This window comes from Clostridium zeae, from assembly GCF_017312485.1.
Taxonomy (GTDB): Bacteria; Bacillota; Clostridia; order Clostridiales; family Clostridiaceae; genus Clostridium_AR; species Clostridium_AR zeae.
In genome coordinates this window covers 1,093,463-1,106,665 of record NZ_BMBA01000001.1, presented here as the reverse complement: position 1 = coordinate 1,106,665, position 13,203 = coordinate 1,093,463, and the positions used below count along the sequence as shown (strand labels likewise).

Genomic DNA, 13,203 nt, shown 5'->3' with positions numbered 1-13,203 from the left:
ATTTTATGTTAAATTATAAGGAGGGATAATAATGACATACAGAGAAAAATACGAACAATGGATACAATCACCTACTATTAATGAAGATATAAAGAATGAATTAAGAAGTATAACTGATGAGAAGGAAATTGAAGATAGATTTTATAAAGAATTAGATTTTGGTACAGGTGGGCTAAGAGGCGTTATTGGAGCAGGAACTAACAGGATGAACATATATACTGTAGGAAAGGCAACTCAAGGGCTTGCTGATTATATAAATGAAGCGTATACAGAAGGTAAGTCAGCTGCTATTGCATATGACTCAAGAAATATGTCAAGAGAATTTGCTAAAGCTGCGGCTTTAACTTTGTGTGCAAATGGTATAAAAGTATATCTATTTGAAGATTTAAGACCAACGCCAATGTTGTCATATACGGTTAGAAAGTTAAACTGTAAATCAGGTATAGTAATAACAGCATCTCATAATCCTAAGCAATATAATGGATATAAGGTATATGGTGATGATGGTGGACAAGTTACAGATGAACCAGCAAAGAAGATAATAGGATATGTAAATGCAATATCTGATTATGCTGATATTAAATCATTAAGTGAAGAAGAAGCATTAGAAAAAGGACTGCTTCAATATATAGGTGAAGATGTAGATAAGACTTATATAGATGCAGTTAAAGGGTTAACAATAAGAAAAGAGTTAGTTGCTTTAAATGCTAAAGATTTAAAGGTTATTTATACTCCGATTCATGGGTCAGGTAATATTCCTGTGAGAAGAGTTTTAAATGAGTTAGGTTATGAAAACCTACATTTAGTAAAAGAACAAGAACAGCCAGATGGAAACTTTCCGACAGCATCATATCCTAATCCGGAAGAACCAGCTGTATTTAAGTTGGCTTTAGAACTTGCAAAAGAAGTTCAACCAGATATAATCTTTGGAACGGATCCAGATTGTGATAGAATTGGGGTTGTTGTTAAGGATAATGAAGGTGAATATAGAGTTTTAACAGGAAATCAAACAGGAATGCTTTTAACGCATTATGTTTTAGATGCGCTTAAAGACACAAATAGTTTACCAAGCAATGGTACAGTAATTAAGACCATTGTAACAACTGAAGCGGTAAGAAAGATGGCTGCTCACTATAATGTTACGTTAATAGATGTATTAACAGGATTCAAATATATTGGAGAAAAGATTAGAGAGTTTGAAGAAACAGGAAGCCACAAATATCTTTTTGGTTTTGAAGAAAGCTATGGATACCTAGCAGGAGAGTTTGTAAGAGATAAAGATGCTGTAATTGCATCTATGTTAATTGCAGAAATGACACTTTATTATAAATCAAAAGGTAAGACATTATATGATGGCTTAATCGATATTTATAATGAGTATGGATTCTATAAAGAAAATCTAGTTTCTCTTGAGTTAAAAGGAAAAGAAGGTCAAGAAAAGATAGCAAGTTGCATAGATAATATGAGAAACAACCCAGTATCTGATGTAAATGGAGTTAAGATAATTAAGAGATTTGACTATAAGAAGAGTGAAGAAATAGATGTTATGGGTAATTCTGTAAATTCAATAGATTTGCCAAAGTCTAATGTTCTTAAATATATTTTAGAAGATGATTCTTGGTTTGTAGTTAGACCTTCTGGTACTGAACCAAAGATGAAGGTATACTTATCCATTGTTGGCAGTAGCTTAGTAGATGCAGAAAACAAGATAAAGAAGTATACTGAAGAAGTGATGAAAATTATAAACGAAAAGTTAAGTTAAATTTGAAAATATAATTAAAGATAAACAAGTCAGTTAATAATGATATATTTTCAATTTCTATCTGAAGAATTTGCTGATAAAACTAAAAAGATAGAATCTTATTAAAAACAAGTTTATCTAAAAAATACCACTTCAAGTTGCAAACTATTTTCAAAACTCCTCTGGTTTATGAGAGGAGTTTTGAAAATATAGATTCTAAAATGAAGTGGTATAGCTATATATAATATATTTTGTTACGTTATAGACACATTAAGAATATAATTAATTATTTTACAATATTATAGAAAGAATTGAACAATGGGGTGAATGTATTGGACTATAATTCACTTTTTAAGGATAAGCTATCTAAACTATTATTTTTAGAAATAAAAAATGTTGAGGCTTTTTTAAAAAAGATAAGTGATAAAGAAATAAAGTTAAAAAATAATGAGTTATTTATTCCAGTAAGTATGGAATTTTTAGCGGAAAAAGTAAAACAAAATCAAGAACTTAAGGATATACCATTATATGAATTTATTGAAGGTATGTTTTATGCAATAGGTGCAGATGAGAAATTTTCTTATAATGAAGATTATAAGAATATCTTGGACTCAATAAGCAACTCAAAAGAAGCTATTAAAGGAATAGTTGCTTCAAAAGTTAAACAAGGAAATTATAATGATAGTTATGTGCTTTTAAGAGGACTATGTAGGTCATACGGGGAAGAGGAAATCTTTGAAAAGTTATTAGTAGTAGGAAGTACCATAAGAGAAAATAATAGAGATTTTAAAAATTTACATCTCGAAGATATAGAAAATTACAAAAAAGCTTATCCTAAGAGTGCTTTACCTTATATGTATGAGGCGTTGACTTTAAAAGATGAGGGAGAGTATTCAAAGGTCTTAATGTCACTTAACGAATACATAAGGCTTGGTGGAGAAAAAACAGCTGAGATTGAACAACTTTTCTTAGAAGTTTCTGATATTGTTGCATATGAGAAAGGAAAAGAAGAAATTGATGTTAATCCTTTAGAAGCTATAAAAAAACTTCTGCCTTTATTAGACAAATTTGAAGATAATCCACTTATATATTATTATATTGGTTTATCATATAGAAAGCTTGATAATTACGAAAAAGCAATATATTATTTAAATGAGAGTTTAGAAATAGACAGTTCTATTGTAGAGACCGTAAATGAATTGGGAATAAATTATGCTGCTATGGGAGATTTTGAAAATGCAATAATGTATTTTAGAAAAGCTTTTGAAGCAACTAAAGATGTTGAGATATGTACCAATCTAGTAATGTGCTATTACAATATCGGAAAAATGGATGATGCAAAGATCCACTTAGATATAGCTAACAAACTTGAGCCAAATGACGAAATTGTTAAACAGCTAAATAAAATAATAGGGGGATAATTAATGGAATTAAAAGAATACTTTAACATTGTAAGAAAAAGATTATTATTAGTTATTTTAATAACTTTAAGTTGTACTTTGATAAGTGCAGTAGTGAGCTACTTTGTGATAAAACCAGTTTATAAAGCTGATATATCTGTACTGATTGGACAAAATCAAAAGAGTGACTCTGCTACAAAGGAAAACTATAACGATGTGATGATGTATCAAAAGATGGTTAAGACATATAGTATCTTTGTTCAGACTAAAACAGTTGCTAATGATGTAATAAATGAATTGAATTTAGATATGAATGCAGACCAGTTAATTAAGATGATTTCTGTTGCACCTAAAGGTGATACTGAATTTTTAACTATTACAGTAAAATCAAAGGATAAGGGGCAAGTTGCAAAGATTGCAAATCAGATTGCTAAATCCTTAAAAAAGGAATCTATTGAAATTTACAATCAAGACAATATTAAGTTAGTTGATGATGCGGTAGAACCAACAAGTCCAGACAGTCCAAGACCACTTTTAAATATTGCAGTAGCATTGTTTGTTGGTCTTATGTTGTCAATAGGTATTGTTTTCCTAATCGAATATCTTGACAATACAGTTAAGGATGAAGAAGAATTGACAAGATTACTTGGGGTTCCTGTAATAGGTGTAATTCCTACAATTGAAGAATAAAGGAGGAAGCCAATGGATAAGAATTTAATTTCTTTAGTTAATAATAAATCTAGAGGGGCTGAGGCCTTTAGAACTCTAAGAACAAATATACAATACTCTTCGCTTGACGAAGAAATGCGTGTAATTGTAGTAACTTCATCAAGCCCTTCAGAAGGTAAGAGTACTGTTATATCAAATTTAGCTACTTCAATGGCTCAAGCAGGTAAAAAGGTATTACTTATAGACTGCGATTTTAGAAGACCTACTATTCATAAGAAATTTGGTATTCCAAATTCAAAGGGATTAGCAAATATAATAATAGGTGAAAACAAAATTGAAGAATGTTTAAAAGCAACAGAGATAAAGAATCTTTATATACTAACATGTGGTACTTTGCCACCTAACCCATCGGAACTTTTAGGTAGCAAATCAATGACTAAATATCTTAATGAATTTAAGGAAATATTTGATATAGTTCTAATAGATGCACCTCCAGTTTTAGCAGTTACTGATGCTCAGATACTTTCTGTTAATGCTGACGGAACATTACTTGTAGCTTCTTATGGAAAGACGGAAAAGAAAGCAATTGCAAAATCTAAAGAAATGTTGGACAAGGTAGGCGGGAAGCTGGTTGGTGTAGTATTAAACATGGTTCCAACTAAAGCAAACGAGTACTACTATAGTAAGTATTATGGTTATTATGAAAAAGAGTAGGTGATATGATGATTGATTTTCATAGCCATATAATACCTAATGTAGATGATGGATCACAGTCTTTTGATATAACAAAAGATATGCTTAAGAATTCTGCCCTGGAGGGCGCAACACATATTTGCGCCACTTCACACTATATACCTGGTGAATTCGAGCAACAAAAAGATATTTATGATAGTACCTTTTTAAAGGTTAAGGAAATAGGTCAAGATATGGGGATTAATGTTATTAAAGGGTTAGAGGTTTATATAACTCCTAATCTTTTGGAACTTTATAACAATGGTTTGATCTGGTGTCTCAATGATAGAAAATATATGCTTATAGAGCTTCCTATGAGAGAATTTCCGCTATATACTGAAGATGTATTTTATGAGCTGAGGCTAAAAGGTGTTACTCCTATATTAGCTCACCCAGAACGAAATTTTAAAATTTCAAATAATCCAGAAATATTAAAAAATCTTGTTGAGCAAGGAAATCTTGCACAGATTAATGCTGGAAGCTTAACTGGTGCTTATGGAAATACAATAAAGGAAGCTGCGGAACAACTAGTTAAGAGAAATTTAGTGCATATGGTTGGAAGCGATGGACATAACAATGAGAGAAGAAACACTTTTATTAAAAAAGCCTTTTCTAATATAAAAGAACTTAACCCTGAATTACATAAGTGGATTAAAGAAAATGAAATTAATATATTGAACGGGGAAGATGTTTCTCCGTTGTCGGTAAGAGAATTAAAGAAAGCAAGTTTATTTTCTAGGTTATTTAGTAAGAAGTGATTAGTATATCTAATTGCTTCTTTTTTTGCTGTAAAGAAAAGTATAAGAATTTTATGACATCTAAACCTAGAGGTTTTAAGTGTTTAGCATAGCTTTTTAGGAAGTACAGAAAAAATTAAACTCGTTTGCCTGCTAAATGTTCCTCATATGCATTCGGAAAGGCAGATGCGCAAATAAATTATTTAAGAAAGTCGTTTCATTGATTCTTTTATTAATATATATATAATTTGACTTTAAAATATATTGAGTGTAAAATTATTAAGAGTTTAAAAGTTTTAGAGGTGACTTATGAAGAGGAACAATATAGTTACAGAGTTTTTTAAATTTGGTACTTATTTTATAGATGCAGTTTTAGTTGTTTTTTCGGTGTATCTGTCTTTTTTAATACAGTTTAAGTCAACCCCACCAGATTACAACTTTAATCCATTTATTAACATAATACCTTTTATAGTTATAGCTTATTTAATATATATGTATGTGTTTGGGCTTGGTGATTTACTTAAGAAGAGTGTTACAGAAACTATATATTCAATAGGTTTAACAGTTGCCGCGTTATTTATAACAACAGCAGGAATAACCTTTTTTGCACGTGGTTTTGCGTATCCAAGAATGGTTCTTGTTATAAGCACTATTGTACAATTTGTGATTTTATCTATTTGGAGAACTGTTGTGTGGAAGATAAACAGATCTTTTCATGGTGTAAAAGAGTGTTTAGTTATAGGAGAAAGTTCGCTGGAATATTTAACTAAGAAGATATTATTAAAGCAAAGAGATTTATATAAAATAAAGTATATATGTGGTAGTAAAAGTAAAAATATTGACAACTATCTAGATAATGTAGATGTAGTTTTTATATGTAATGATGTAGAACTAAATGTTAAAAAGAAAATAGTAGACAGTTGTCTTGCAAGTAGAAAAAGTATATATATAATTCCTGATATATACGAGATTGCAATACTTAATTCAAAGTTAAACAGAGCTGATGATATCCCGATGTTTAAAGTTCAAAAATTAGGATTAACCTTAGAGGCAAGATTCTTTAAGCGCTTACTGGATATAATTGTATCTTTAGTGGGAATAATACTTTCTAGCCCTATTATGCTTATTGTAATAGCAGCAATAAAGTTATCTGATGGAGGAACAATATTCTACAAGCAAGAAAGAGTTACTATAGATGAAAAAAGTTTTTTTGTGCTAAAGTTTAGGACTATGGTAATGAATGCTGAGAAACTTACTGGACCAGTGCTTGCTGGAGAGTCCGATCCTAGAATAACTAAGCTTGGAAGAATTTTAAGAGCTACAAGGCTTGATGAGCTGCCACAATTCTTTAATATACTTTTAGGAGATATGAGTGTAGTTGGGCCTAGACCAGAAAGACCATTTTTCGTAGAACAGTTTAAAGATGAAATACCAGATTATAAATATAGAACCATTGTGAAAGCAGGGCTTACAGGACTTGCTCAAGTGCTAGGTAAGTATTCAACTACTCCAGAAGATAAGGCAAGATATGATATATTATATATCAAGAATTACTCTATACTTCTTGATTTAAAACTAATCTTACAGACTATAAAAATAATGTTTATGAAAGAAAGTTCAGAAGGCTTAAAGGATGATCTGCCTTTGACAAAGCTGATAAAGACTACTAATGCTGAAATAACTATAGATAAAATCGAAGACTAATTACCAAATAGGAGGCTCTTTAGTCTCCTATTATTATAGGGGGAAATACTACAATGAAAGACTTTGCAAATATTTTGTTCTGTATTTATATATTTTTAATTCCATTGATTCCTTCAGAAATAAACGGGAAGAATTATAGTAATCTATCACAAATAGTATTGTTTTTAGCAGTTGTTTTATACGTATTTCAAATAATAAAAACAAAAAAGGTATATAAAATAAAGCAGAATATTATGGAGTTCATAACAAACAAAATTTATATAGCATTAATAATATTCCTAGGAATAATGGTTTTATCTGCACTTTATGCTACTGACAAATCTCTTGCAATAAAGGAGAGTATTAGATTCTTTACTTATATTGTAACAATGTATTTGGTGAGCCAGTGTTTTGATGAAAGAGAAAAAGAAAGAGTTATCTTTACACTTATCTTTACTACTTTTATTGTTTCGATTTTAGGAATAATACAATACTTTACTGGAATTGGAGCAGAAATGCATATATATTCATCTGCAAGACCAAGAATACAGGCAACTTTAGATAATCCAAATACCTTAGGAGCCTTTCAGGTGCTTATGTTGTTTCCTTTAGTATCTTTGATGAGAGTAAAACAAAAAAACATTACATTAAAAATATCTATAATAATTACAACTGTTTTATGTTTTTCTAATATAGTTATGTCGATGTCAAGGAGTGCATTGATAGGTCTTGGTGTAGGAATAATATTATTAATATTTATTTTTGGAAAAAGAATATTGATATTAATAGTACCTATTGGTGCAGTTTTATTTACTATGCCGAGTGCTCTAAGTAGAATAAAACAAATTACTGACAAAACACAAAACGATTCAAGAATAAAGATATGGAATGTAGCCGCTAAAATGATAAAAGATCATCCTATAGGTGGAGTAGGTAATGGTAACTTTATAACTAATTATCCTAAGTATGTAAAAATGTACCCTCAGTTTAAAGAAGAAGGTGTAGATGTTTTTCCAAGTCATAATTCATATTTAAAGGTTGGAAGTGAACTTGGAGTTATTGGAGAGTTAAGCTTTATTGTAATTCTTCTATTAATTTTAAGAGAAGCCTTTTATTTTATAAAAAACAAAGGTGAATCACTAAACTCATTCTTTATAGAAGGTTTTGTTGTTGGGCTGATACCTTTTCTAGTTATGAATTGCTTTGATAACATTCTATTTGTACCAAAGGTAGCAACATATTTTTGGATAATTGTCGCAATACTTTTTTCCTATAGGAAGAAAAAAAGTACTTTTTAGGAGCGTGAGAAAATGTCATATAAAGTAGCTCAAATAATCACTCAGGCAGAAATGGGCGGAGCTCAAAAACATCTTTTGATCTTAAGTGAGGAATTAAAGAAGTTGGGCAATGAGGTTAAGGTATATGCAGGGCAAGGATCAGGTCTAGAACTGCAACTACAGAAACTAAATATAGATTTTAAGAGAGTAGCAAATTTGAAAAGAGAAATATCTTTAGTTTACGATTTAAAAGCAATAATAAGCTTTATAAAGATGTTTAGAAAAGAAAAGTTTGATATCGTACATTGTCATAGTTCAAAAGCTGGTTTGGTTGGTAGGATTGCTGCAAGACTTGCAGGAGTAAAAATTGTAACTTATACTGCTCATGGTTTTGTATTTAATGAACCTATGAGTAGCTCAAAAAGAAAAATATATATAGCTATTGAAAAGATAGGTGCATTATTTGGAAATAGATTGATAGCAGTTTCGAAGAAGGACTATCAGTGTGCAATTGATTATAAATTGGGACGTAAGAAAAATATTTATTATATACCTAATGCAGTAAATGAAGTTGATAGAAAATCTCTTAAAAGCTGTGATGTTTTGAAACAACAGCTTCAAGTAGAAAATGATTTTGTATTAGGAGTTGCTGCTAATTTTTATGAAACTAAAGGGCATCGATATTTTATAGATGCTTTGATTAAGTTAACAAATGAAGGGTATAAATTTTCTTGTCTTCTAATTGGAGATGGAAAGACTAAAGAAGAAATGATGAAAAAGGCAGAAGGGTATAACAACATAAAGTTTTTAGGTTTTAGAAAAGATAACTATGATTTAATAAACTGCATGGATTTGTTTGTACTTCCTTCAGTAAAAGAAGGTATGCCTTATGCAGTATTAGAAGCAATGACTTTAGCTAAACCCATACTATGTACAAGAGTTGGTGCACTTACTGATATGATAGAGGATGGAAACAATGGTTTTATAGTAGATCCTGAAAGTGTAGAGCAGCTATATGAAAAGCTTAAATATATATTAGATAATAAAGATGTACTTATTAATGTTGGGAAAAGTGGCTATAATTATTATAAGAAGAACTTTACAGTAGATTTATTTGTTAAAGATGTACTTAAAGTCTATGATAAAACAATGGAGAGTAGATAAAGTGTTCAGTAATATACTTGGCTATAAGATTTTTAATCAAAGTAAGAGTAAATTAATAGAATTGGTTTTTACTAAGAAAAAGATATGCATAATATCAGGTAATCCAGAAGTTTTGCTTAACGGTATGAATAATAAAAATCTTTTTGATAGATTTAACAGTGATGATTTTATAATAATTCCTGATGGTGTTGGAACGGTTGTTTCAGCTAAAATTGCTGGACAACCAGTTCGAGAAAAGATTGCAGGGATTGAGGTAATGGATGAACTTTTAAGGTTGTCAAATGAAAAAGGATATAAGGTTTACCTATTAGGAGCTTCAGAGGATGTAATTCAGAGATGTAAAAGCAATATCATTAGCAAATATAAAAATATTGATATATGTGGATGTAGGAATGGATATTTTAAAGATGATGAAATGAATGAAATTGTTGAAGATATAAAAGTTTCTAAAGCTGACATGTTATTTGTGGCACTGGGATCACCAAAACAAGAAAACTTTATTATTGAAAATATGGAACAATTACCGTGCAGCATATATATGCCAGTTGGAGGAAGCTTTGATATTTTTGCTGGAAAATTAAATAGAGCTCCGAAAATAATGCTAAAATTAGGGCTTGAATGGCTATATAGAGTTTGGAAGGAGCCTTTTAGAATAAAAAGATTGGGGAAAATCCCTAAATTTATATTTATTGTTTTCCTAAATAGGATAGGTCTATTTAAAAAGGCTGAAAGCAAGTAATTATGAGAGGTGTTAAAGCACCATGTTGAAATTAAAGATAATCTTAATTTAATACGAATAAAGCCATGCATAATAGAGAAATTAGCTCTCCATTTATACATGGCTTTCGTAATATTTAGGGCTTTAATACACTATACAACAGCATATTTTTACATTAATATATTAAATTTTATCATAAACTAAAGTCATTATTACTTTTTTTAGTTCTTCAGCTTTCTTCAATAGATTATTGCAATCTTCTTTTATTTGAATATTAGAATCACTTTGTATAAACTTTAAATTTACCATTACATTTAAAATTGAACTTTCTATTGATGCATAAGCTAGTATAGCAGAAACACCAGCATCTGAAATTACATTTGTGTTTCCATACATAGCAGCAGTTTTAATATGTTCCATCACATCAACTAATTCTTTTGCAAGGTTTAATGGAACTAACATCGCATTCTGAAGACCAGCTTGAATTTGTCCTTCTCTTACTTCAAGGTTTTCTTCTGTATCTTTTGGTAATTTATAAGCCGACATTAAACTTGAAAAAGCTTCTCCATCCTTATCTATAAAACTTAGAAAATCCTCTGTCTTTTTCCTGCAGCTATCCATTGCGGCAAATACTATATCCTTTTCATTTTCGCTAATACTAGCAAAGGCCTTTTTATTTACCGTAAGATTAAATACCATACTGCTTAAAGCTGTTGATAGGGAAGCTGATACTGCAGCTGCACCACCACCACCTGGTACAGGACTACTTGAACTCAACTCATCTATAAAATCATTAATGCTCTTATCTTTAAAATACATATAAAAAACCTCCTAAACTTTTGTACATCTCTAATTTAATTTCAGTATTTCAATATAATTATCCCAAAAATTGATTAACCTCTTTCATATCTATCTTATTAGTATCAGCTTTTAAGCCTGATAAATAAGTTTTAAAAATAGATATAGGTTCCTTTTTGATAAGCATTCTTCCTACGGTTTCTATAAGAATATAAAAAGAAAAAAGTATCTTATGATAAAATTTTGCGTTTCTTCTCATAAATACAATTCTGTTTCTATTCAAAAAGAAATAACTTAATCCTTTGTACTTAGAAATTGTAGCCGATTGTTTATGATAAATTTTGCTGTCTGTAATGCAAGTAAGATCAAAACCAGCTCTTTTAGCTTTTAAGCAAAATTCAGTTTCTTCAAAAAACAGAAAATACATTTCAGGGATTAATCCTATTTTTTTTAAGACCTCAGTTCTTGCAACGAAGCATGCACCACCAAGATAATCAACAGATAAAGTTTTATCTGTTAAGGAACTGTATGGAGCATTCTTACCTTTTGCTTGTGCGAGACCAGTGAATAAATTAATGTTTGCTCCCATAGATTGTATTTTATCTCTTTCCTCAAAATCACAGATACATGGCCCGGCTATTCCAGCACCTTTGTTTATCTCCAAGTATGAGATTATTTTTGATAAAAAATCATTTTCAACTTCTACATCATTATTTAAAATACATACGTAATCAGGATTGTGTTTTAGTGCATATTCTATTCCTATATTGTTGCCATGGGCGTATCCTAAATTTGTATTATTAGTTATGAGTGTGAATTTGTCAGCACTTTGACGTAATACTTCAACTGAGTTGTCATTGGAATTGTTGTCTACAACAATAACTTTATAATTATCATAATCTATGTTTAGAACGCTATCTAAACATCTAAGAGTTTCTTTATAAGAATTAAAATTTAATATTACTATAAATACTAAAGGTTTCTTGTTCATAAAATCTCCTTGCTATCTGGTAATTTCGCTATATAGGTTCATTACTATTTTATCCCAATCATAGTTTTCTTGTATAAGATTTACATTGTTTGTTGAAAGCCTTTCAATATCTTCATTTGAAATGTAGTGAGATAATGTATTTGCTAAATCTTCAGTGTTTGAATCCTCAATTAGACTTCCACCATTATCCGCCACTAGTTCATTTGCAATTCCAACATTGGTAGAGATGATTATATTGCCAAGAGCAGCTGCTTCTATAAGAACAATTCCAAAACTTTCAAAGTGAGAGGTTAAACAGAAAATTTTTGATTTTCCGTAAATATCCATAAGGCCTTTTCTATCAGATATTGCACCAGTAAGTTTAATTTTATTTATCAAACTTGGATGTTTTTGAACACAAGTTTCTACATAATCAGTGAACGCTTCAGTATTTTCGCCTACAAGTATTAAATTCCAAGGTAAATCATTATTACTTTCATTTAGTTTGACGAACGCCTCAACTAACATTTCTGAGTTTTTTTCCTCTGCTCCCAGTCTTCCAACATGCAGAATGTTATTTTCTTTATTCTCAAATTTAATATTTTTTGATTTAAACAAATCATAATCTATACCATTTGGTATGTACTTAAATTTCTCTTTAAAATTCGGCAATAATAGTTGTATTTCATTGAAAAGCTTCTTTTGCTCTACTCCGATTATATCAACTTTCTTAAAAAAGTAATTGAAAAACTTACGTCCTGCTGTGCTTAGAGACTTTATTTTGCTTATTAAATTTTCAGTACAGTCTAATTTAAGAAATATTTTTCCGTTTTTATTATAATGCTTATATACTATTGCATATACCACAGATCTCATAGTTACATGAAATAATTGTAGAACATCTATGGTTTTAGCATTTTTTCTTAAATATAAAGAGCCATCGATAATATCATTATTATGTTTATTACTCATAAAATCTAGTTTTAGACCTTTTAGGTCACCATCTATGTAATCATATCTATCATTATTGTAGCAGGCTACATAACTTTCAACAGAATATAATTTATGAAGTTTGTAGGCAATCATTCCTACATCCTTGATTAAATGCACATTTTTTGCTTGGGGAAATAAAACACAATATTTCAAATTTTTCACCTTCTTGTACACAAAATAATTGAGTTATTTACAATTATAATATATATATCACATAATTAAAACCATATTTGGAATGAGAAAAGTTTAAGTTGAAAGTTATAAATAAATAAACTACTTCTCAATCAGCTTTTTTCGTAAAAGCAAATATATTGAAGTAGT

Annotated in this window: 12 protein-coding genes; 9 read left to right on the top strand and 3 right to left on the bottom strand. The window is 29.7% G+C overall.

Annotation, left to right across the window (positions count from 1 at the left end):
- The first annotated feature begins 31 nt into the window (after nt 1-31).
- The 9 genes from J3477_RS05145 (at nt 32) to J3477_RS05105 (ending at nt 10,142) form a co-directional block, all read left to right on the top strand.
- A complete protein-coding gene (locus tag J3477_RS05145; RefSeq protein ID WP_206868515.1) occupies nt 32-1,762 on the top strand; it encodes a phospho-sugar mutase in 1,731 nt (576 codons plus the stop codon).
- A 311-nt stretch (nt 1,763-2,073) separates the two neighbouring features.
- Complete coding sequence (locus J3477_RS05140; RefSeq protein WP_206868514.1) at nt 2,074-3,162, top strand: tetratricopeptide repeat protein; 1,089 nt, start codon at nt 2,074-2,076, stop codon at nt 3,160-3,162.
- A 3-nt stretch (nt 3,163-3,165) separates the two neighbouring features.
- Nucleotides 3,166-3,831: a YveK family protein gene (locus J3477_RS05135; protein ID WP_206868513.1), complete on the top strand. Its 666-nt coding sequence runs from the start codon at nt 3,166-3,168 to the stop codon at nt 3,829-3,831.
- A 12-nt stretch (nt 3,832-3,843) separates the two neighbouring features.
- Nucleotides 3,844-4,524: a CpsD/CapB family tyrosine-protein kinase gene (locus J3477_RS05130; RefSeq protein WP_206868511.1), complete on the top strand. Its 681-nt coding sequence runs from the start codon at nt 3,844-3,846 to the stop codon at nt 4,522-4,524.
- Nucleotides 4,525-4,529: 5 nt separating this feature from the next.
- On the top strand, nt 4,530-5,300 hold the full coding sequence (locus J3477_RS05125; RefSeq protein WP_206868510.1) for a tyrosine-protein phosphatase: 771 nt from the start codon (nt 4,530-4,532) through the stop codon (nt 5,298-5,300).
- 288 nt (nt 5,301-5,588) lie between these two features.
- Nucleotides 5,589-6,983: a sugar transferase gene (locus tag J3477_RS05120; protein WP_206868508.1), complete on the top strand. Its 1,395-nt coding sequence runs from the start codon at nt 5,589-5,591 to the stop codon at nt 6,981-6,983.
- A 53-nt stretch (nt 6,984-7,036) separates the two neighbouring features.
- Nucleotides 7,037-8,260, top strand: coding sequence for an O-antigen ligase family protein (locus J3477_RS05115; protein ID WP_206868506.1), 1,224 nt, complete (start codon nt 7,037-7,039; stop codon nt 8,258-8,260).
- Nucleotides 8,261-8,272: 12 nt separating this feature from the next.
- Nucleotides 8,273-9,403 carry a glycosyltransferase family 4 protein gene (locus J3477_RS05110; RefSeq protein WP_206868504.1) on the top strand — a complete coding sequence of 377 codons (1,131 nt, stop codon included), beginning with the start codon at nt 8,273-8,275 and terminating at the stop codon, nt 9,401-9,403.
- A gap of 1 nt (nt 9,404) precedes the next feature.
- Nucleotides 9,405-10,142, top strand: coding sequence for a WecB/TagA/CpsF family glycosyltransferase (locus J3477_RS05105; protein WP_206868502.1), 738 nt, complete (start codon nt 9,405-9,407; stop codon nt 10,140-10,142).
- Nucleotides 10,143-10,304: 162 nt separating this feature from the next.
- Here J3477_RS05105 and J3477_RS05100 read toward each other — a convergent pair whose 3' ends face one another.
- Genes J3477_RS05100 through J3477_RS05090 form a run of 3 tightly spaced genes read right to left on the bottom strand, consistent with a single transcriptional unit; the run spans nt 10,305 to nt 12,975 of the window.
- Nucleotides 10,305-10,940: a cyclodeaminase/cyclohydrolase family protein gene (locus J3477_RS05100; protein ID WP_206868500.1), complete on the bottom strand. Its 636-nt coding sequence runs from the start codon at nt 10,938-10,940 to the stop codon at nt 10,305-10,307.
- Between the two features lie 58 nt (nt 10,941-10,998).
- A complete protein-coding gene (locus tag J3477_RS05095; RefSeq protein WP_206868498.1) occupies nt 10,999-11,910 on the bottom strand; it encodes a glycosyltransferase family 2 protein in 912 nt (303 codons plus the stop codon).
- Nucleotides 11,911-11,922: 12 nt separating this feature from the next.
- Entirely contained in the window at nt 11,923-12,975 is a 1,053-nt protein-coding gene (locus J3477_RS05090) for a glycosyltransferase family 4 protein (protein ID WP_206868496.1), read from the bottom strand.
- Nucleotides 12,976-13,203: the final 228 nt, after the last annotated feature.

Coding starts and splice junctions, on each gene's coding strand:
- J3477_RS05090 (WP_206868496.1), bottom strand. CDS start 12,975: ATGATTGCCTACAAACTTCATAAATTATATTCTGTTGAAAGTTATGTA.
- J3477_RS05130 (WP_206868511.1), top strand. CDS start 3,844: ATGGATAAGAATTTAATTTCTTTAGTTAATAATAAATCTAGAGGGGCT.
- J3477_RS05135 (WP_206868513.1), top strand. CDS start 3,166: ATGGAATTAAAAGAATACTTTAACATTGTAAGAAAAAGATTATTATTA.
- J3477_RS05100 (WP_206868500.1), bottom strand. CDS start 10,940: ATGTATTTTAAAGATAAGAGCATTAATGATTTTATAGATGAGTTGAGT.
- J3477_RS05095 (WP_206868498.1), bottom strand. CDS start 11,910: ATGAACAAGAAACCTTTAGTATTTATAGTAATATTAAATTTTAATTCT.
- J3477_RS05115 (WP_206868506.1), top strand. CDS start 7,037: ATGAAAGACTTTGCAAATATTTTGTTCTGTATTTATATATTTTTAATT.
- J3477_RS05145 (WP_206868515.1), top strand. CDS start 32: ATGACATACAGAGAAAAATACGAACAATGGATACAATCACCTACTATT.
- J3477_RS05120 (WP_206868508.1), top strand. CDS start 5,589: ATGAAGAGGAACAATATAGTTACAGAGTTTTTTAAATTTGGTACTTAT.
- J3477_RS05125 (WP_206868510.1), top strand. CDS start 4,530: ATGATGATTGATTTTCATAGCCATATAATACCTAATGTAGATGATGGA.
- J3477_RS05110 (WP_206868504.1), top strand. CDS start 8,273: ATGTCATATAAAGTAGCTCAAATAATCACTCAGGCAGAAATGGGCGGA.